The 20124-nt window shown below is 70.5% G+C and carries 13 protein-coding genes and 4 pseudogenes; 13 read left to right on the plus strand and 4 right to left on the minus strand.

The annotated features are described in order from the left end of the window. A pseudogene (locus DSZ44_RS17380) lies at window positions 1-188 on the minus strand (ISL3 family transposase); the annotation flags it as partial. Window positions 189-1568: 1380 nt separating this feature from the next. On the opposite strand from DSZ44_RS17380, the gene DSZ44_RS17385 reads away from it, so the two are divergent. The 4 genes from DSZ44_RS17385 to DSZ44_RS17400 all read left to right on the plus strand — a co-directional run bounded on the left by DSZ44_RS17385 (window position 1569) and on the right by DSZ44_RS17400 (window position 5347). Further along, window positions 1569-1946: a hypothetical protein gene (locus DSZ44_RS17385; protein ID WP_146237604.1), complete on the plus strand. Its 378-nt coding sequence runs from the start codon at window positions 1569-1571 to the stop codon at window positions 1944-1946. A gap of 790 nt (window positions 1947-2736) precedes the next feature. Beyond that, entirely contained in the window at window positions 2737-3333 is a 597-nt protein-coding gene (locus DSZ44_RS17390; RefSeq protein ID WP_110853899.1) for a M15 family metallopeptidase, read from the plus strand. A gap of 161 nt (window positions 3334-3494) precedes the next feature. After that, complete coding sequence (locus DSZ44_RS17395) at window positions 3495-4208, plus strand: response regulator (protein WP_220035255.1); 714 nt, start codon at window positions 3495-3497, stop codon at window positions 4206-4208. Then, the gene (locus tag DSZ44_RS17400) at window positions 4205-5347 is read left to right on the plus strand and encodes a sensor histidine kinase (RefSeq protein WP_110853901.1); all 1143 of its coding nucleotides are present in this window, start codon (window positions 4205-4207) and stop codon (window positions 5345-5347) included. Before DSZ44_RS17395 ends, DSZ44_RS17400 begins: the two co-directional genes overlap by 4 nt. On the opposite strand, the gene DSZ44_RS18475 is transcribed toward DSZ44_RS17400, so the two are convergent. Both DSZ44_RS18475 and DSZ44_RS17405 read right to left on the minus strand, forming a co-directional pair. Next, window positions 5339-5509, minus strand: a complete 171-nt coding sequence (locus DSZ44_RS18475; RefSeq protein WP_181424709.1) for a hypothetical protein — start codon at window positions 5507-5509, stop codon at window positions 5339-5341. The two genes, DSZ44_RS17400 and DSZ44_RS18475, sit on opposite strands and share 9 nt — an antisense overlap. A gap of 26 nt (window positions 5510-5535) precedes the next feature. Then, window positions 5536-6306 carry a prolipoprotein diacylglyceryl transferase gene (locus DSZ44_RS17405; RefSeq protein WP_258369697.1) on the minus strand — a complete coding sequence of 257 codons (771 nt, stop codon included), beginning with the start codon at window positions 6304-6306 and terminating at the stop codon, window positions 5536-5538. 344 nt (window positions 6307-6650) lie between these two features. Here DSZ44_RS17405 and DSZ44_RS17410 point away from each other — a divergent pair, with 344 nt between their 5' ends. The 9 genes and pseudogenes from DSZ44_RS17410 to DSZ44_RS17445 all read left to right on the plus strand — a co-directional run. Continuing rightward, entirely contained in the window at window positions 6651-6899 is a 249-nt protein-coding gene (locus DSZ44_RS17410; protein WP_110853902.1) for a heavy-metal-associated domain-containing protein, read from the plus strand. Between the two features lie 3 nt (window positions 6900-6902). Beyond that, window positions 6903-9998, plus strand: coding sequence for a heavy metal translocating P-type ATPase (locus DSZ44_RS17415; protein WP_258369698.1), 3096 nt, complete (start codon window positions 6903-6905; stop codon window positions 9996-9998). Between the two features lie 64 nt (window positions 9999-10062). Further along, window positions 10063-10341, plus strand: coding sequence for a metal-sensitive transcriptional regulator (locus DSZ44_RS17420; RefSeq protein WP_110853903.1), 279 nt, complete (start codon window positions 10063-10065; stop codon window positions 10339-10341). A 16-nt stretch (window positions 10342-10357) separates the two neighbouring features. Continuing rightward, the gene (locus DSZ44_RS17425; protein WP_110853904.1) at window positions 10358-10651 is read left to right on the plus strand and encodes a DUF4193 domain-containing protein; all 294 of its coding nucleotides are present in this window, start codon (window positions 10358-10360) and stop codon (window positions 10649-10651) included. 57 nt (window positions 10652-10708) lie between these two features. Beyond that, a complete protein-coding gene (locus DSZ44_RS17430; protein WP_110853905.1) occupies window positions 10709-11764 on the plus strand; it encodes a type II glyceraldehyde-3-phosphate dehydrogenase in 1056 nt (351 codons plus the stop codon). A 67-nt stretch (window positions 11765-11831) separates the two neighbouring features. Further along, window positions 11832-14303 carry a heavy metal translocating P-type ATPase gene (locus DSZ44_RS17435; protein WP_110853906.1) on the plus strand — a complete coding sequence of 824 codons (2472 nt, stop codon included), beginning with the start codon at window positions 11832-11834 and terminating at the stop codon, window positions 14301-14303. Window positions 14304-14392: 89 nt separating this feature from the next. After that, window positions 14393-14650: pseudogene (locus DSZ44_RS19050) on the plus strand (EamA family transporter); the annotation flags it as partial. A 115-nt stretch (window positions 14651-14765) separates the two neighbouring features. Beyond that, window positions 14766-15329: a DMT family transporter gene (locus DSZ44_RS18630; RefSeq protein ID WP_220035256.1), complete on the plus strand. Its 564-nt coding sequence runs from the start codon at window positions 14766-14768 to the stop codon at window positions 15327-15329. A 74-nt stretch (window positions 15330-15403) separates the two neighbouring features. After that, window positions 15404-18409: pseudogene (locus DSZ44_RS17445) on the plus strand (HAD-IA family hydrolase); the annotation flags it as partial. A 249-nt stretch (window positions 18410-18658) separates the two neighbouring features. Here the strand turns inward: DSZ44_RS17445 and DSZ44_RS18920 are convergent. Further along, window positions 18659-20020, minus strand: a pseudogene (locus DSZ44_RS18920) (glucose-6-phosphate dehydrogenase). Between the last annotated feature and the right edge of the window lie 104 nt (window positions 20021-20124).

The raw sequence follows: 20124 nt of genomic DNA on the forward strand, positions 1-20124 counted from the left end.
TCACGGGTGACGGTGTCACGCGCGACGCCCTCGCAGCCGCAGCGCCGGCACCACTCATCGGGCTCCACGACTCGGCATGCCAGGACCGCGCGATCCGGCTCGAGCCGCTGCCCGATGACTTCGAGGCCGAGCTCGTCCAGGCGTGCGAACGTGGTCAGGTCAGGGCGAGCGAAGGTAGCGTCAGACACGTCGAGGTCTTCCCGATGGGTTGGCGTAGGAACCCCCATCATCGGAAGACCTCGACCCCTACCCGGCCCCCGACACGCCACTTCGCGCTGGGCGCCCGGCCGACACCGCCTCTACACCCTCATTCCGGAAGAGCCCCATTGGCGGTGGGGCTGCCGTCTGTTGCTCGTGGTGACCGTTCTGCGGCGCGCGAGGCTCGGACCGCCGCCGCCATATCTCGTTCGGCGGGCCGGTCGAGTATTGCCGAAGTAGCACTGGCCGACTCCAGCTGGAAGCGGTCCGCTGCACCGTGAAGGGCCTCCAGGGCACTTATCTCCGCGGGCACGACGACGGCATTGGGGATGATCACCTCGGCCGGGGGGGATGACACGCTCACGGGAGCAGCCACGAATGCCACAGCGCCCAAGGCGGAGGTAAGTGACGTCAGCGCACCGCGCCGTCGAAAGGGCCGGCGACGAGTACGCAGGTCCTTCCTGTGTACTCGCTGTGGCGGCTCGGACCTCACGGCCTGCGCACGACTCGTGTCGGAACCGCGGTGCAGGTCCCGCCTGCGCGGATGCTCGACCGCCACTGCGGGGCCTGCCGCCCCTTCATTCACTTGTTGGCTCGCCTGGCGCAGCTGACGACGAGTAGGACGCAGTCCCTGCGCTGGCATGTGAGGCACGCTCAAGAAGCTCCTTCTGCGGACACAGCACGGCCGCAGAAGGCCGGGCGAGATCTCACGGGCGGTTCAGTCTGAGCACCACGTTACGTTCGGTTCAGCGCCCGAAGTGACAGCCTCCCGATCTCTTCATTGAACCTTCACTTCGGTGTCGTAGTCCGCCCACGCCGCAAACCTGATGACACCGCAACTGATTCTCGCCACCGAGACGAAGGAGCCACGCGACAGGAACAGAAAACGAGCGTCACACACGGTGGCGGGCGCTGGATGCGCGAGTCGTCGCCCGCTACCGGGACCGCTGGTCCATCACCACCACCGACCCACTTGGGCCACAGGTGGAGGAAGGTCTCAGGGGGACGACTACAGCGCCGCAGGCGCGGCGCTAGCCACGATGCGGGCCGCCACACGTGACGGGCGAGTCCTCGTCACGGCGTCGGAGCATGAGCATGAACCCGAGCTCGCTTCTGTGGAGCGCCTCGCCCAAGCTCGCGAGAGGCTCTCCCCGGCGACAGCAGCAGGGCCGCCAACGTCGGCGGGACCACCCGCCCCCCGCGGTGCCCCCAGCCGCGGCGGTCCTCAGCTGTAACCCACCGCTGGCTCGTCGGGACCGCCTGGCTGGCCCTTGAAGCGCGGGATGAGCAACCATCAGCCTTGCGACTTTCCCGGGTTTGTGGATAGATTCGCAGTGGTTTTTAGGTCGCTTCGCGCGTAGTGTTTCGGCATGAGATCCAATGTGGTTGCCACGCACGCCGACGCCACCAGGCTCGACATCCACGACCTGGTGCGGATACTCAACGAGAACGTGGGCACCTCGGTCGTGCAGGCGATGACCGGCACCAAAGACCGGGGCCAGCCCGCCAGGTGGGCCCGCCCCGACGGCCCCGAGCCGCATCTGAAGACCGTCAACCAGCTGCGACGGGGCTACCGCGTTTGGCACCTCATGGCGCAGGCGGAAGGGCCTGACGTCGCCCTGACCTGGCTGGTAGGCGCCAACCCGCGCCTCGGGGAGACGACCCCCGTTTCCGCGGTGCGCGACCTCAAGAGCGCCGAGGTCATCGGCGCCGCCTTGGCCTTCATCGACGGCTCCCCGGCGGCGTGAGCACCGCTCCACGTTCCCGGGTTTGTCCCCGCACCGGGGCTCTATCTCGTCCCGCACGCCGGACAGGACGGGTGGCGCGTCGCCCAGGAGCCTTACACCCGCTCGGGCGAGATCCTGGCCGTGCGCGTCAACGAGCACGTCGGACCGCTCCCTGCGGAGCTGCCCGACCGGCGCGGCCGCGCTTCGACACCATCGGGCGCACCGTCTATTTCGCCGAGCGGGCCACCACCGCGTTTCTCTAGGACTTCCGGGCCGCCCGAGTCGCCCTGCAGGCCCGACGCTGACGCCATCGGCATGAGCGTGGAGGACTACATCACCGCGGTCCGCGATCAGGCCGTAGCCCACGGCCGCGAACACCCGTGGGCGTCAGCTCGGCGGGAGTGAGGCGCTCGTCGCGCTCCACGCCTCTCGCCGTTCGAGCTGCGGTAGCAGTTCGGGGATGGGGACGTGCGGACGACTTCTGGGAGGCAGCCGCGCAGGCCCTGGCTCCGGCGTGGGAGTCCCTCGGTTTTCAGCGGCTCGGTAGGCACCTCCTCGCGCTCGACCCGGCCACGACCCGCGCTGGACCACGCGATGGCCGCCTTGGGCGCGCAGCTCAACGCTGCATAACCCCAGCGCGCCGGCTGCCTTGCTCTCGGAGCGGCATCCGGCTCCCATCACCAGGTCATCCACCACGGTAACGGCGTAATAGCGGCATTACCTACCCCGGGCAGTGCGATTGGAGGCGGGCTTTCGCTAATGAAAACGTGATTGACGTCGATAGAGGCGGTAGACGACGAACGGAGCATCGATGGACGGGATCCTCGCCATCTCTCAGCGCATCGCGCAGATCGAGGCGACCCTTAGCCTGATCTCGGTCCCGCGCGTACGGCCAGGCGCAGGCTCTGGCACGGCATTCTCCGAGGTCCTTGCCAGCGCCGTCGCCGACACTGCCCCGACTGTGGCCGCAGGAGCGTCCAACCTTGGAGGGTCTGGGTTCCGGGTCAACGGCGACGGTGTGCCGGTCGATCTCGCGGCGCACGGCAACGGCCGCATCCCGCGTGAGGCTCTCGAACCGGTGGGCGCCACCGGCCACCGACTCTGGGCGCCCGCCGCCCGGTCGTTCGAGAGGCTCCTGTCGGCAGCTGCGGCCGAGGGCGTAGCCATCGGCGTCACGGACTCCTACCGCTCTTACGACGTGCAGGTTGACGTCGTGCGGCGCAAGGGCCTGTACTCGCAGGGCGGCCTGGGCGCCAAGCCGGGCACCAGCCAGCACGGCTGGGGAATGGCCGTGGACCTGGACCTGGACGCATCAGCGCAGGCATGGATGCGCACAAACGCCGCACGCTTCGGGTTCGTCGAGGACACCCCGCGCGAGCCTTGGCACTGGGCGTTTCAACCCTCCTGACGCTGGGAGATGCACCCAGGCGCGAGAGCAGCCGCGATGCTCACGCCCTGTACGGACGCGTCTGGCATCCAGGGCAACTCGCGCGTCGAGTAGCCGCCCTGGCAGACGCTTGTGCCGCGAGCCTGATACCGATGGCCACGCCAGCAGTGAGAATGAGGGACATGACTTCTGCCCCTACTGATGTGAACCTGCCCCGCGTGCTCGTCGTCGATGACGAAGCCCCACTGGCCCGACTGGTCGCCGGCTACCTGGAACGGCACGGCTTCGAGGTCCAGGTCACCGGAGACGGCAGCGACGCGATCGCTCGGGCCCGCCAGTGGCACCCGGGCGTGATCGTCCTCGACCTCGGGCTCCCCGGCGCCGACGGCATCGAGGTCTGCCGCACGGTGCGCACGTTCTCCGACTGCTACATCATCATGCTCACCGCCCGCGTGGAGGAGGTCGACAAGCTCATCGGCCTTTCCGTCGGCGCCGATGACTACGTCACCAAACCCTTCAGCCCACGCGAGCTCGTCGCCCGGGTGCGGGCCATGCTGCGCCGCCCACGCCAGGACACCGGCCCGCACGGCGCCGGCGCGTCGTTCGGGCCGTTGAGCATCGACGTCCTGGGCCGCGAGGCGTTCATCGACGGGGAGCCCGTGGCGCTGACCCGCACCGAGTTCGACGTCCTCGCCGCCCTCGCGTCCCGCCCCAACATGGCCTTCTCCCGCCGTCAGCTCATCGAGACGGTGTGGGGACCGGGCTGGGTGGGCGATGAGCACCTCGTCGACGTCCACATCGCCCACCTGCGGCGCAAGCTCGGGGATGACGCCTCCGCGCCCAAGTTCGTCAGGACGGTGCGCGGGGTGGGATACCGGATGGGCAGCGGGCAGTGAGCCCCGCACCGCGCCGCCGGTGGGGTCTCGGCGCCCGGCTCCTCGCCGCGATCGTCGCGGTGATCCTCGTGGCTGCCGGCACCGCATGGGCGGTCGCCTCGGCCATCGGCCCGGAGATCTTCCACGACCACATGCTGATGGCCCAGCCCTCGGACTCCTCGGTCATCACCCACGCCGAGGAGGCCTTCACCAGCGCGTGGAGGCTGGCTTTGTCGCTCGCGCTGCTGGCCGCCCTCCTGACCTCGGTGGCTGTCAGTGTGTTCCTCACCCGGCGCATCGCCAGGTCCCTGGAACGGGTGCGGCAGGCCGCCGCCCAGGTCGCCAGCGGTGACTACGCCGCTCGCGTCCCCGAGGTGCACATGGGCGCCGAGTTCGACGACCTCGCCGGCGCGTTCAACACCATGGCCGCCGACCTCGGGGAGATCGAACAGACCCGCACCCGCATGCTCGGCGACCTCGCCCACGAGATGCGCACCCCGGTCGCCACGCTCGACGGCTACCTCGAGGGCATCCTCGACGGTGTCGTGAAGGCCGACGAACCCACGCTGGGGATGCTCCGCGAGCAGGCCACCCGCCTGGCCCGCCTCGCCCAGGACATCACCCTGGTCACCGCCGCCGGGGAGGGACGCCTGAGCATGCACTGGCAGCCCCTCCAGGTCGGTGCGCTGATCGAGGACGCCGCCGCGCAGGCCACCGCCAGGTTCACCGACAAGGGCGTCGAGCTGAGGGTCGAGGCCACCGAGGAGGCCCGCCAGACGGTGCTCACGGCCGACCCCGACCGGCTCGGCCAGGTCCTGACTAACCTGCTGGACAACGCCGTGCGGCACACCCCCGGCGGTGGCCGGGTGCAGCTCGGCGCACAGCGCACCGGGTCCACGCTGCGCCTGACGGTGCGCGACAGCGGCAGCGGAATCACCGCCGAGCACCTACCGCACCTCTTTGAGCGCTTCTACCGCGCCGACGCGGCCCGGGACCGCGCCCACGGCGGGTCAGGCATCGGGCTCGCCATCGTCCACTCCATCGTCCACGCCCACGGGGGTGCGGTGACCGCGACCAGCGCCGGCCCAGGCCACGGCGCTGCCTTCACCGTCGAGCTGCCCGTCGACGCCGCGCAACGGCCGCAGTCCCGCTCAACCTAACGGCGTGGTCTCCTTGGCAACTGTCTGCTCTACCAGCTCGGGGGCCGATCGAGTCTCGTCCCGGGCCTCGACGCCGGGAAAGAGAGCCCTGATGGCCCACACGCCTAGGGCAATGAAGACTAGGCAGATCGTGAGAAGCAGTATCCAAACGTCGATGTCCATGACGAGTCCTCCCTTTCCCGAGCCGATCACCTGACGGGTTCAGGCACGCCCGGCTCGAGGGCCACGTGGACCACAGACCGTTGCTGAGTGCCGCTGCGAACGATCAGGACGACGCCGACGGCGACGCTGAGCAGCGCCCACAGCTGGGGTTGGGTCAGGCCAAGGACCACCGGATCGTTGATCCGCAGGAACTCCACCAGGAAACGCGACAGGCCTGACAGGCCCAGATACGCCCCGAAGACGGCCAATGGCGCCCACCGCCGGACAAGCACCACCAGGACTGCGGCGATAACCGCTGCGAGGATCGCCTCATACAGCGGGGTGGGATGGACGGGCACATCGGTGGCGACCACACCCGAGGGGAAGGCCATCCCCCATGGCAGGTCGGTGGGACGCCCGTAGGTTCCATCACCACTGACGAAGCAGCCCAGGCGGCCGATGCCGTAGGCCACCGTCAGGGGTACGGCGACTGCCCCAGCGACGACATCGACCGGCAGCTGGTGGCGCCGGATGACGACCAGGGCCGCAATGACGCCCCCCACCAGGCCTCCGTACCAGGTGAAGCCCATCCCGCCCAGGTCGTGCATGGTGATGGCGGGGTACTGCTCGAGCAGGTAGTAGACCTTCGCGCCGACGAACCCCCAGACCGTGGCCCACAGCACCAGCGCGTGGGCGGAGTCCTTCTTCAGGCCCCGCCGTTCGAAGGCCCGACCCAGCAGCCACGCAGCAACCAGGGCAGCGGCCGCCTTGCTCACTCCGTAACTTTGAACATCGATCCCGAGGATCGTGAACAACACCGGACGCACGCTCTCCCCAATCCTCGTGTGACGCATCGCCAGGTCAGCCGGCGGCGTCTTTCACACCACGATGACCAACGTTCACGAAGAAGGCGTGCGCTGTTAGATGAAGGTTTGCTTAAGGCAGTGAGCGCACGCTTCCGATAGCGAAGCGCAGGAGTGTCGCCTAGCTGGGAGACCTCAAACATTGGGGATCTGGCCGTGGCCTGGTGTACCGCTCCCCCGGTTCCCAGCCGCCGCACCACCGGTCTTCATGGATTCTTCATCATCCCTGCAGCGGTATGGACACATGTCGGTGATTGGGTAGTACCCATACCCAGCATGGGTATAGAAGGAGCGGGACTGTGAAGACAAAGGTGTACCCGGTGTGGGGGCTGACCTGTGAGGTGTGCCTGGCTCGGTTGCTGGAGCGGGTGCGCCACCTGGCCGGTTTGAGGACCGTCGCGCTCGATCTGGTCAGAGATGGCGAGTCGCGTCTGGCGCTCACCGCCAGCCCCGCCCTCCCGCCGCAGGTCGTCCGTGCCGCGGTCGAGGACGCCGGGTTCTCCCTGTCCGCCCCGGCTGCCGAGTCAGCCGCATCTACGGAGGTGTGAGTCATGAGTGTCCTTGACTGGTCAGTGATAGCCAGCGGTGTCGTACTGACCGCGTTCTTGATGTGGTACTTCTTCGGCCCGAAGAAGTCCCGCCGCGCCGACGTCGCCGACGGCGTGCAAGAAGTGACGGTCACCGTCAGGGGCGGCTACAGCCCCGACCTCATCGAGGTCCAAGCCGGGATGCCGGTGCGGTTGCTGTTCGACCGGCAAGAAAGCGGGGACTGCTCCTCCCGGGTGATGTTCCCCGACTTCAAGATCAACCAGAGCCTGCCGGCCAACACCGTCACCGCGGTGGAATTCACCCCCACCTCCGCCGGGGAGTACGGCTTCGCGTGCGCGATGAACATGCTCCAGGGCAGGGTGCGGGTCGTCGGTGAGCCGGGGACTGAAGCCGCCGGCGTAGGCACGGCGGTTGCCGTGGCCGAGCGGCCCTCCGCCCATGACCACCACGGTGCGCCGGCAAGCGAGCGCGGGCACGGGGAACTGGTGGACGGTGTGCAGGTCGCCGAGGTGAGGATCCGCGGCGGCTACCACCCCCAGGTCCTCCGGCTGGCCCCCGGTGTACCGGCACAGCTGGTCCTGGTCCGGCAGGAGAACGGGGCGTGCTCTGAGCGATTCACCATCCCGGCCCTCGACGTGGACGTGGCCGTGCCGGCCTTCGGCAGCACTGTCCTGGACGTTGCGGCCCTTCCCGAAGGGCGGTATGAGTTCACCTGCGGGATGGGGATGCTGCACGGCGCCCTCGAGGTCGGTGACTCACCCAGCACCGACACGGGCACGCACACCGGTTCCACCGGTCAGGACGCCCCGCCACCGGTGACGGTTTCACCGCCGGTGGCACCGGAGGAGGACGCCGAGGAGCGGGAGCGGGCCGCAGAGATCACCGACCTGCGCCGGCGGGTGCTGCTGGGGGCCGCGTTGAGCCTTCCGGTGGTGCTGGCGGTGATGGCGGTGGAGTTCTTCTCCGCGGCGTGGGTCCCCGACTTCCTGATGAACCCCTGGGTGCAGCTGGCACTGATCACCCCGGTGATGTTCTACACCGGCTGGCCCATCCACAAGACCGGGTGGCTGGCCCTGTCCCACCGCACCGCGGACATGAACTCCCTGATCACCCTCGGCACGATCGCCGCCTACGGCTACAGCCTGGTCGTCACGTTCGCCCCCGGGCTGCTCCCCGCGGAGACCCGGCAGGTCTACTACGAAGCCGTCGGGGTCATCATCACCCTCATCCTGCTGGGCCGGCTGTTGGAGACCAAGGCCAAGGCCGGCACCGGTGAAGCGATCCGGACCTTGATCGGTCTGCAGCCACGCACCGCCCGGGTGGTGCGCGCCGGGCAGGAGCTGGAGATCCCCATCGACGAGGTCGGCGCCGGTGACGTCGTCGTGGTCCGCCCCGGGGAGAAGCTGCCGGTGGACGGGCAGGTGGTGGAGGGCACCTCCACGGTGGATGAGTCGATGGTCACCGGGGAGCCGATCCCGGTGACGAAGTCCCCCGGCGATGAGGTCATCGGCGCCACCATCAACCAGACCGGTTCCTTCCGGTACACCGCCACCAAGGTCGGTGCGGACACGATGCTGGCCCAGATCATCACCCTCGTGCGCCAGGCGCAGGGCTCCAAGGCCCCGATCCAGCGCATCGTGGACAAGGTCTCCAGCTACTTCGTGCCCGCGGTGATCGTCATCGCGATCTGGGCGTTCGTGGTCTGGGCCCTCGTGGGTCCCCCACCGGCACTCATCTTCGCGCTGGTCGCCGCTGTCTCCGTGCTCATCATCGCCTGCCCCTGCGCGCTCGGGCTGGCCACACCGCTGTCCATCACCGTGGGCACCGGCAAGGGCGCCACCGCCGGCATCCTCATCCGCTCGGCCGAGGCGCTGGAGACCGCGCACAAGCTCGACACGGTGGTGCTGGACAAGACCGGCACCATCACCAAGGGCGCCCCGGCCCTGACCGACGTGCTGCCCGCCGAAGGCTTCACCGACACCGAGCTGCTCACCCTCGTCGCGGCGGTGGAACGCTCCTCCGAGCACCCGCTGGCCAGCGCCATCGTCACCGGCGCCCAGGACCGCGGCCTGCAGCTTCCCGAGGTGACCGCGTTCGACTCGGTCACCGGGCAGGGCGTACGCGCCCTGGTCGAGGGCCGGGAGGTCCTCGTCGGAAACCGGCGTCTCCTCGACAGCGCCGGCGTCGCGGCCGAGACGTCCGCGGCGGACCGGCTCGCCGCGGACGGCAAGACCCCGATGTTCGCCGTCGTCGATGGGCGCTTCGCGGGGGTGATCGGCGTGGCCGACACACTCAAGGACGGGTCGGTGGCCGCCATCGCCGCCTTGCAGAAGCGCGGCATCGACGTGGTGATGATGACCGGGGACAACCGCGCCACCGCCGCGGCCATCGCCCGCCAGGTCGGCATCACCCGGGTGGTGGCCGAGGTCATGCCCGAGCACAAGGCCGCAGAGGTCAAGCGCCTGCAGGGCGAGGGCCGCGTGGTGGGCATGGTCGGTGACGGCATCAACGACGCCCCGGCCCTGGCCCAAGCCGACGTCGGCTCGGCGATCGGCACCGGCACCGACGTGGCGATCGAGTCTTCGGACATCACTTTGATCTCCGGGGCACTGTCCGGGCTGGTCACCGCGGTGGACCTGTCCCGGGCCACGATGCGCAACATCCGCCAGAACCTGGTCTTCGCGTTCATGTACAACGCGATTGGGATCCCGATCGCCGCCGGGGTGCTCTACCCCGCGCTCGGCCTGATGCTCAGCCCGATGATCGCCGCGGCCGCGATGGCCCTGTCCTCCCTGTCCGTGGTCGCCAACGCCAACCGGCTGCGCGCCTTCACCCCTCGGCCCATCCCCGAGGTCACCAACGCCCCCGCCACCGACCCGGTGGTGGAGGTCGGGCACGACGACCAACAAGGAACGGAGAACACCATGTCCCACAGCTCTGAACAGGTCACCGACCCCGTGTGCGGGATGAGCATCGACCCGGCATCGGCCGCCGACAGCGCCGAGCACGCGGGCCAGACCTACCACTTCTGCTCCACCCACTGCGCGCAGACCTTCCGCGCAGACCCGGCCCGATACGCCACCTCGGTGGCTCCCTAACCCACACACCCCGTGGGCACCGGCACCACGCCGGCGCCCACGGAGATCCCGGGAGGCGATCAGGATGACCACCGACCAGCACACACGGGCCCTGCTCCTGCGGCTGCGCCGGATCGAGGGCCAGGTCCGCGGCATCGCCCGCATGGTCGAGGAGGACAAGTACTGCATCGACATCCTCACCCAGGTCTCGGCCGCCTCCCGGGCCCTGCAGAGCGTGGCCTTGGCGCTGCTCCAGGAGCACATGGCCCACTGCCTGCTCCACGCCGCACAAGCCGGCGAGCTCCAGCAGGAGGCCAAGCTCAAGGAAGCCTCCGACGCCATCGCCCGCCTGGTCCGCAGCTGAAGGAGGAGGAAACCCCGTGGCCATCGACTACGACGCCCCACGCCCCCGCGAGGAGGAGGCGCCCGACACGACGCCCCTGACCGGGCTGATCGCGGCAGCACCGGCGCCCCCGGAGGAGACCGACGAGGCCGAGCTGGCCGAGCAGTATGAGCTGCCCGGCGCGGACCTGTCCGGTGAGGAGCTGACCGTGGCGGTAGTGCCACGACAGCGGGACGAGTTCGTCTGCGCCCGGTGCTTCCTCGTCCACCACCACAGCCAGCTGGCCTACCACGACGCCTGCCAGCCGGTGTGCGGTGAGTGCGCGTCCTGACCGCGGGGCCATCGAACGCACCGATGACAACAACGAAACAAACGAAGGAGAGCTGAGATGAACGTTCAGGTAGCCATCAACGGATATGGCGTGATCGGTAAACGAGTGGCCGACGCGGTGCGGGCCATGCCCGACATGGACCTGGTGGGGGTGGCGGACGTGACCACCGACTGGCGCGTGCGCACCGCGACCGAGCGGGGCATCGCCGTCTTTGCCGCCACCGATGAGGCCGGTGCCGCCATGGTCCAGGCCGGGGTACCGGTGGCCGGCACCCTGGCTGAGCTGCTGGCCCAGGCCGATGTCGTGGTGGACACCACCCCCAAGAAGGTCGCCGCCACCAACCTGGAGGTCTACCGCGCGGCCGGGGTCAAGGCCGTGTTCCAAGGCGGGGAGTCCCACGCCACCACCGGGCACTCCTTCGTCGCCCAGGCAAACTACGCCACCGCGCTCGGCCGGGACACCACCCGGGTGGTCTCCTGCAACACCACCAGCATCGTGCGCGTGCTCGGCGCCCTGCACGATGCCGGCCTGCTCGCCCGCGCGCGTGGGGTGCTGATCAGGCGTGCCACCGACCCGGCCCAGTCCCACCAGCGCGGGATCATGAACACCGTGGTCCCCGAGGGCTCCATCCCCTCCCACCAGGGCCCCGACGCCCGCACCGTCCTGCCGGAGCTGGACGTGGTCACCATGGCCGCCAAGGCCGCCCACACCCAGACCCACAACCACTTCTGGACGCTGCAGCTGACCCGCCCGGCCAGCCGCGAGGAGGTCCTGGAGGCCCTGCGGGCCGCACCCAGGATCGCGTTCATCCGCATGGCCGACGGCCTGACCGCCCTGAACACCACCGTCGAGCTCATGGGCGACCTGGGCCGACCCCGCGGTGACATGTGGGAGGTCGCCGTGTGGGAAGACGTCCTGACCGTCGAGGGCGACGAGGCCTACCTGACCTACCAGGTCAACAACGAGGCCATCGTCATCCCCGAGACCATCGACGCGATCCGTGCCCTGACACAGACCATCGCCGACGGTGCCACGTCGATGGCGCTGACCGACGAGGTCCTGGGGATGCGCCGCGAGTTCCTCCCCACCCCGGTCCCCGTGACCGCCGACTGACACCAGCCGGTGCCGGGCTCCACCCAGCACATCCCATCACGGCCGTGCGGCCGGGAAAGAGGCGATCATGACCAACTCGCACACCACGGTCCTGGAGGTCGGTGGCCTGCACTGGGCCACCTCCGAGCCCGTCATCGAGAAGACGCTGCTGGGCCGCCCCGGGGTGCTCGCCGTCCAGGCCAGCGCCGCATCCCAGAGCGCGACCGTCACCTACGACCCCGACACCACGTCGGTGGCCCAGCTGGTGGGCTGGGTCAACGACTGCGGCTACCACTGCGCCGGGCAGTCGGTGCCCGACCACATGTGCCACCCGATGGCCGAACCGGCCCCCGGCGACACCCACGACGCGCACGCCGGGCACGACGCCCACGAGGGCCATAGCGAGCACAGCAGCCACGTCGGGCACGAGGCGCACGCCGGGCACGCGGACCACGGGGGCGGTGAGGAGGTGGACCGCTCCGCGCAGGCGGTGATGGGCCACGGCGGGCACCACGGCGGCGCCTCGATGGAGGACATGGCCCGCGACATGCGCAACCGGTTCCTGGTCGCCCTGGTCCTGGCCATCCCCATCACGATCTGGTCCCCGCTCGGACGTGATGTCCTGGGACTGGACCCGCCGCTGGCGTTCGGGCTGCGCGACGACGTCTTCACCCTCATCCTGTCGCTGCCGGTAGTCTTCTACTCGGCGTGGATCTTCTTCGACGGCGCCTACCGGGCACTGCGAGCCAAGACGCTGGACATGATGGTCCTGGTGGCGGTCGCCGTGGGCGCGGGGTGGCTCTACAGCCTGGTCATCACCCTCACCGGCGGCGGTGAGGTCTTCTACGAGGCGGTCACGGTCTTGACCACCTTCGTGCTCCTGGGGCACTGGCTGGAGATGCGGGCCCGAGGTGGGGCGAACGACGCGGTCCGCACGCTGCTGCAGCTGGCCCCCTCCCAAGCCGTCGTGATCCGCGACGGCCAGCCGGTGGAGGTGCCGACGGCCGAGGTCGTCGTCGGTGACCTGCTGCTGGTACGGCCCGGGTCGAAGATCCCCACCGACGCGGTCGTGGAGGAGGGTGAGTCCGAGGTCGATGAGTCGATGGTCACCGGGGAGTCCATGCCGGTGGAGAAGGCACCCGGCGCGCAGGTCATCGGCGCCTCGATCAACACCACCGGCACCTTGCGGGCCCGGGCGACGAAAGTCGGGGCGGACACCGCGCTGGCGCAGATCGTCAAGATGGTCCAAGAGGCCCAGAACTCCAAGGCCCCCGGTCAGCGCCTGGCCGACCGGGCCGCGTTCTGGCTGGTGTTCGTCGCCCTCATCGGCGGCACCCTGACGTTCACCGTGTGGATGATCGCCGGCGCCGGGGTGCCGACGGCGATGCTGTTCGCGATCACCGTGGTGGTCGTCACCTGCCCCGACGCCCTGGGCCTGGCCACCCCGATGGCGATCATGGTCGGCACCGGCCTCGGCGCCCAGCGGGGGGTGCTGTTCAAGAACGCCACTGCCCTGGAGGGTACGGCGAAGATCGACACGGTGGTGCTGGACAAGACCGGCACGCTGACCAAGGGCGAACCGGAGGTCACCGACGTCATCGCGGCCGGCATGAGCGAGGAGGAAATGCTGGCCCTGGTCGCCGCCGTCGAGCGTGAGTCCGAGCACCCGCTGGCCCGGGCAATCGACAACCACGCCGCTGCGCGCGGCGTGCCGGTGCTCAGCGTGAGCGAGTTCCTCAACGTTCCAGGGCACGGCGCCACGGCCACCGTGGACGGCCGCCGGGTCCTGGCGGGCAACCTGCGCCTCATGGCCAGGGAGAACGTCGACCTCGGCGACCTGGCCCAGCGGCGCGACGAGCTGGCCGCCTCCGGGCGCACCGCGGTGCTGGTCGCCGTGGACGGGCGCGCGGTGGGTGTCATCGCGCTGGCCGACGCGGCCCGGGACACGGCCGCCGCGGCCGTCGCGGCCCTGCACGAGTCCGGGATCGAGGTCGTCATGCTCACCGGTGACAACGAGGCCACCGCGCGGCGCATCGCCGAACAGCTCGGCATCGACACGGTCATCGCCGAGGTCCTGCCCGGGGACAAGGCCGAGAAGATCGCCGAGCTGCAGCAGGCCGGCAAGACGGTGGCGATGGTCGGGGACGGCGTCAACGACGCCCCGGCCCTCGCCAAGGCAGACATCGGCATCGCGATCGGGGCCGGGACCGACGTGGCCATCGAGACCGCGGACATCGTCCTGATGCGCTCCGATCCACTGGACGTCTCCGTCGCGCTGCGCATCGGCCGGGGCACGGTGCGCAAGGAGCGCCAGAACCTGGCCTGGGCGGTCGGCTACAACGCCATCGCGCTGCCCATCGCGGCGGGGGTGTTCTACCCCTCCTTCGGTCTGATGCTGCGCCCGGAGATCGCGGCCCTGACGATGTCCGGTTCCACGGTCATCGTCACGATCAACGCCCTGCTGCTCAAGCGGCTCCGGCTGCCCGCCCAACAAGCCCCGGGCGCGCCGCAGCGTGCCCTTGCGGAGCCGACCGCACCGGTGCCGGCCGGCACCCGCTGACCGGGGTCGGCGTGGACGTCCCTGTCGGCACCACCGCTGCGGCCGCTTCGGCGCCCGGAGCGGTGCCCCGGCGGCCGAAGCCGTTGCGGATGCTGTGGATCACCGCGGCCTGGGGGGCGTGCTTCGTCGTGATCCAGTGGGGCCTCCGCGACGCCCCGCTGCTGTGGTACGCCGCGCTGCGTGCCCTGGTGGCCGGCGCCGCCCTGCTGGCGCTGGGAGCCATCCAGCACCGCCCGTCCCCCCGCGGCGCACGTGCCTGGGGGCTCATCACGGTCCTCGGGCTGGTCAACGTCACGCTCGCCTTCGCCACCATGTTCGCCGGGGTCGCCGGCGGGGCGACGGGCACCGCCGCGGTGCTGGCCAACGCCCAGCCGTTGCTGATCATCCTGCCGGCCTGGTGGCTCTTCCCCCCGGACCGCTGCCGCCCTGGTCGTCGGCTTCGCCGGGCTCGTCCTGGTCGCGGTGCCCGGCGGCGGGGGCGGCGGCGCGATCCTGTCGCTGCTCTCGGCGGTGGCCGTGACCGCCGGCACGCTGCTCTCGCGCCGCCTGGGCGGGCTGGATCTGGTCACGGCCACCGGCTGGCACCTGCTCATCGGCGGGGTGGCCCTGACCGGCCTCGCCGCGGCCATGGAGGGCACGCCAGTGATCATCTGGACCCCCCGCTTCGTCGTGTCGCTGGCGTTCCTGGCGCTGGTGGGCACCGCGGCGACCACGGTGGCGTGGTTCGTCGAGGCCCGCCGCAGCCGCCTGGACACCCTGACCACCTGGACCTTCCTCACCCCCGTCCTGGGCATCGCGCTGGCCGCTGTCCTGCTGGGTGAGCGCCCGGGCGGGTGGACCGCCGCCGGGCTCCTCGCCGTGCTGGTCGCCATGTGGATCGCCCTGCGGTCACCACGCCGGACCACCACCCCAGCGCCGGCGACTGGCCCAACCGACGAGGGCTCCGCCCAGGACCCGGGACCGGGCACGTCCCGCAGCCGCCAGATGGCCACCGCACCTGTCTTGCCGAGCGAAGGAGAACCGTGACGCACGCGACGACCCACCCCAGCCCGTCCCCGGCGGCGCCTGCCCCCACCGGGGCGGTCCCCCCGCAGGAGGCGGTGATCTTCGACCTGGACGGGGTGGTGACCGACACCGCCACGCTCCACGCCCAGGCGTGGCGGCGCCTCTTCGCGGAGGTGCTCACCGACCCACGTACCGGCGGACCCGGCGCCCACGCCCCGTTCGACGAGGTGAGCGACTACCGCCGTTACGTCGACGGACGCTCCCGCCAGGATGGGGTGGCCGCCTTCCTCACCGCCCGTGGCATCGACCTGCCCGCAGGAACACCGCAGGACCCGGCCGGGGCCTGGACGCTGCACGGTCTGGCCACCCGGAAGAACGACCTCTACCTGGACCTGCTCACCGAGCACGACATCAAGGCCTTTCCCGGCACCGTGGACCTGCTCGACCGGCTACGGGCCGGTGGGGTGCCGGTGGCGCTGGTCACCGCCAGCCGCAACAGCGGCGCGCTGCTGGGGGCCGCTGGCCTGTCGGGGGCCTTTGACGTGGTCGTGGACGGGGACCGTGCCGCCGAGCTGGGCCTGTCCGGGAAGCCCGATCCGGCGATGTTCCTGAGGGCAGCCGCCGAGCTGGGCGTGGACCCGGCCCGGGTCGCGGTGGTGGAGGACGTCGCCGGTGTCCAGGCGGCCCGCGCCGGCGGGTTCGGCCTGGTCGCGGGCGTGGCCCGGGGTGGGCAGCGGGCCGAGCTGGAGGCCGCCGGGGCCCACCTGGTGGTCCAGGACGTCTCCCAGCTCGACCTGGGTGCGCTGCGCGCCGACCCGTGGACGCTCGTCTACGAGGGGTTCGACCCTGCCCACGAGGGTCACCGTGAGGCGCTGACCACCCTGGGTAACGGCTATCTCGGCACCCGGGGCGCGGCCCCGGAGCGTGCCGCCGACGGGGTGCACTATCCCGGGACCTACCTGGCCGGTGTCTACAACCGGCTCCTCTCTTCGGTCCATGGCCGCCAGATGGAGGACGAGCACCTGGTCAACGCGCCCAACTGGCTGGTCCTCGACCTCGGCGCGGAGGACGCGCAGTCGTGGTGGTCCGCCGGCGGCCTCACCGTGTCCGGGGAGCGACGTGAGCTCGACCTGCGCCGCGGTGTGCTCACCCGCACCGCCGTGCTCACCGACCCGGCCGGGCGGCGGCTGCGGCTGCGGCAGCGGCGGCTGGTCTCCATGACCCGCCCGCACCTGGCGGCGCTGGAGACGACCGTGGTCCCCGACGGCTGGAGCGGGATCCTGTGGGTGCGTTCCGGCATCGACGCCGGGGTGGTCAACGCCAATGTCGCCGAGTACGCCGCGCTGGCCGACCGTCATTTGCGCACCACCGACGCCGAAGAGACACGGCCGGGCACGCTTCTGGTGGAGGTGGAGACCGTGCAGAGCCAGGTCCGCATCGCCACGGCAACCCGCACCAGCGTCAACGGAGCCACCCCGGACGCTGACGTCGAGTCCGACAAGGAGCTGCACTCCCTGGTGCTCCACGTGCCGGTCACAGACGGTGAACCGGTCACCATCGACAAGGTTGCCGCGGTGTACACGTCCAAGGACCCGGCGATCGCCTCGCCCCGGCTCGCGGCCCTGGGGGAGCTGGCCGCCGCCCCGCGAGGCTTCGACGGCCTCCTCGCCGGGCACGTGGCGGCGTGGGAGCGGCTGTGGGACCGCTTCGGGATAGATCTGACAGCCGACACCCAGACCCGGCTGGTGCTCAACCTGCACGTCTTCCACCTGCTCCAGACCCTGTCCACCCACACCGCCGAGCTGGACGCCGGCGTGCCCGCCCGCGGCCTGCACGGAGAGGGCTACCGCGGGCACGTGTTCTGGGACGAGCTGTTCGTCCTGCCGGTGCTCACCACCCACCTGCCACAGGTCAGCCGCGGACTGCTGGACTACCGCTGGCGTCGCCTGGACACCGCCCGCCGCGCCGCCACACAGGCGGGCCTGCCCGGGGCGATGTTCCCCTGGCAGTCCGGCAGCGACGGGCGGGAGGAAACCCCCGACATGCTGTTCAACACCCGCTCCGGACGGTGGATGCCCGACAACTCCCACCGCCAGCGCCACGTCGGCCTCGCCATCGCCTACAACGCCTGGGAGTACTACCAGGCCACCGGCGACCTCACCTGGCTCGCCCGGCGCGGGGCGGACCTGATCATCGAGGTCGCACGGCTCTTCACCGCCCTCGCCACGCACGACCCCAGCACCGACCGCTTCCACATCAGCGGCGTGATGGGACCCGATGAGTACCACGACGGCTACCCCGACGCCCCCGGCCAGGGCCTGGTCGACAACGCCTACACCAACGTCCTGGCCGCGTGGGTATGCCAGCGGGCACTGGACGTCCTCCAGGCCGTGGCCGGACACGAGTGTGACGACCTGCACGCCCGCCTCGGCATCGCCCCCGAGGAGCCCGCCACCTGGGAACACCTCAGCCGGCGCCTGACCGTGCCGTTCCTCCCCGAGGGGCTCATCGCCCAGTTCGCCGGCTATGACGACCTCGCCGAGCTGGACTGGGACCACTACCGGCGCACCTACGGCAACATCGGGCGCCTGGACCTGATCCTGGAGGCCGAAGGCGACGCCACCAACCGGTACAAGCTCGCCAAACAGGCCGACGTCCTCATGCTTATCTACCTCCTGGGACCCGACGGGCTGCTGACCATGCTCGAGCGCCTCGGCTACCCCACCACCCGCCAGGCGCTGGCCCGGACCGTGGACTACTACCTCGCGCGCACCGCGCACGGCTCCACCCTCAGCCGAGTCGTGCACGCCTCGGTCCTGGCCCGCCTGGACCCCGCCCGCGGGTGGGCCACCTTCCGCGAGGCCCTGGCCGCGGACCTGGACGACACCCAGGGCGGCACCACCCAAGAGGGCATCCACCTGGGCGCCATGGCCGGCACCATCGACATCCTCATCCGGTCCTTCGCCGGCCTACACACCCAGGGCCCCACCGTTGTCCTGGACCCCGCACTACCGGCCGGGCTGCCCGCCATGCGCTTCCGCGTCCAGCACCGCGGCCAACGCCTCCACGTCATCCTCGACGAGACCACCCTCACCGTCACCGCTGAGCCGTGCGCGGCCAACCCACACATCCGTCTGCGAGTCGGGGAGCACGAAAGCGCCCTACCAGCCGGCACCACACGGCGCTTCTGTGAGCTCCCGGGCGTCGTAGTGACTGGGTTGTCAAGTTCACATGAAGAGCTCTGGCGTTGTCTGGCCGGGGCGTGGACGGCCTCGAGCGCCATCGACACCACCCCGGTGCCCAGCCGCGTGGTGCCAACCGACGCGCGATGGCTCATGTGGCCTCAGCGGTCAGCGTGCCCGGCGCTCGAGCATCCACCCGTGCCCGGCCGTGAGACGCTCAGCCTCCTGCGGCCCCCACGAGCCGACCGGATAAGGCAACGGGGACGGGCGCTGGGGGCCCTGCACCGGCGCGAAGGCGGTGAAGGCCGCCCGCAGGCAATGGGAGGTGGTGAACAGCGAACGGTCCCCGACCAGGACGTCGTGGAGCAAGGAGGCATAGGCGGAGATCGGCTCCCCGCCCGGCACCTCGGCCAAGTCGAGCTCGGTGTGCGCGAAGCTCAACGCCCGGCCCGGTCCCGGGGTGTTGACGGTGACACCCACAGCAAAGGCCCCGGGGCCACTGAAGTCGATCTCGATCGTGTTGCGCCCAGTGAGCGCCGCGCCCAAAGGGCCCTGGGGCGGACGCATGATCAGGGTGATTCGCTGGGCCTTACGAGCCATGCGCTTGCCGGTGCGCAGCACGAACGGGACGCCCCGCCACCGATCGGTGTCGATCCACAGCCGGGCAGCGACAAACGTGTCCTGCCTGGAACCAGCCGCCACCCCGGCGATATCGGTTTAGCCCTCGAACTGCCCCAGCACCACGTCGCTGACCGGATCCAGTGGCCGGAACGCCCCGATGACCGCATCCCGGGCGGCCACAATCGACTCCGGCTCCGCCACGTCCGCCGGCGGATCCATCGCCACCTGGCTGGCCACGTGGAACAGATGGGTGACCAGCATGTCCAGGGCCGCGCCGGTGGCGTCGTAGAACACAGCCCGCTGGGCGACGTCGAGGTCCTCGGGCACGTCGATCTGTACCTGCTCGATCCCGTCGGCGTCCCATTGCGAGCCGAACAGCCGGTTCGCGAAGCGCAACGCGTAGATCGCCTGCACCGCCTGCTTGCCGAGGAAATGGTCGATGCGGAAGACCTGCTCCTCGGTGAGCACCGTCTTCACCAGCGCGTCCAACGCCTCAAAGTCCACCAGCGACCTGCCGTAGGGTTTCTCGAACACCACCCGGGCGCCCGCCGCCAAGCCATGGCGTCCCAGCCCCCGGGTAATCACCGGATACGCCGCCGGGGGCACGGCCAGAAAGTGCACGACCAGCGGCTCACCGCCGCCCTCGGCCGCTAGCTCACGCCGCGCGCGGGCCAGAACCTCAGGCAGTGCACCGGGATCGTCATCGGTGAACCCCCCACCCGCGTAGCCGACCCGCAGGCACACCTGGTCCCAGTCCTGGGGCAGGCCCAGCTCGCTGCTCAGCAGGGAGTCCCTCAGCCGGGCCCGGAAGGCCTCGTCGTCCCACCGGTCTGTGGCGCAGCCGATCAAGCGCCACCGCTGGGGCAGCAATCCGCGCTCGTGCAGCTCCACCAGGGCCGGCATCACCATGCGGTGGGCCAGGTCACCAGTGGCACCGAACAGGACCACGACCACAGACAGTGGGGTTACGGTCGCGCCCCCGGGCGGCGATGACGAGCCCAACGTAGACCTCC

It is taken from the genome of Georgenia satyanarayanai (genome assembly GCF_900116375.1).
In the GTDB taxonomy this organism is placed as follows: Bacteria; Actinomycetota; Actinomycetes; order Actinomycetales; family Actinomycetaceae; genus Oceanitalea; species Oceanitalea nanhaiensis.

Bases quoted from the DNA above. Each gene is read 5' to 3' on its own strand.
- DSZ44_RS17415 (WP_258369698.1), top strand. From the start codon at position 6,903: ATGAGTGTCCTTGACTGGTCAGTGATAGCCAGCGGTGTCGTACTGACC.
- DSZ44_RS17420 (WP_110853903.1), top strand. From the start codon at position 10,063: ATGACCACCGACCAGCACACACGGGCCCTGCTCCTGCGGCTGCGCCGG.
- DSZ44_RS17385 (WP_146237604.1), top strand. From the start codon at position 1,569: ATGAGATCCAATGTGGTTGCCACGCACGCCGACGCCACCAGGCTCGAC.
- DSZ44_RS17395 (WP_220035255.1), top strand. From the start codon at position 3,495: ATGACTTCTGCCCCTACTGATGTGAACCTGCCCCGCGTGCTCGTCGTC.
- DSZ44_RS18475 (WP_181424709.1), bottom strand. From the start codon at position 5,509: ATGGACATCGACGTTTGGATACTGCTTCTCACGATCTGCCTAGTCTTC.
- DSZ44_RS17435 (WP_110853906.1), top strand. From the start codon at position 11,832: ATGACCAACTCGCACACCACGGTCCTGGAGGTCGGTGGCCTGCACTGG.
- DSZ44_RS17390 (WP_110853899.1), top strand. From the start codon at position 2,737: ATGGACGGGATCCTCGCCATCTCTCAGCGCATCGCGCAGATCGAGGCG.
- DSZ44_RS17430 (WP_110853905.1), top strand. From the start codon at position 10,709: ATGAACGTTCAGGTAGCCATCAACGGATATGGCGTGATCGGTAAACGA.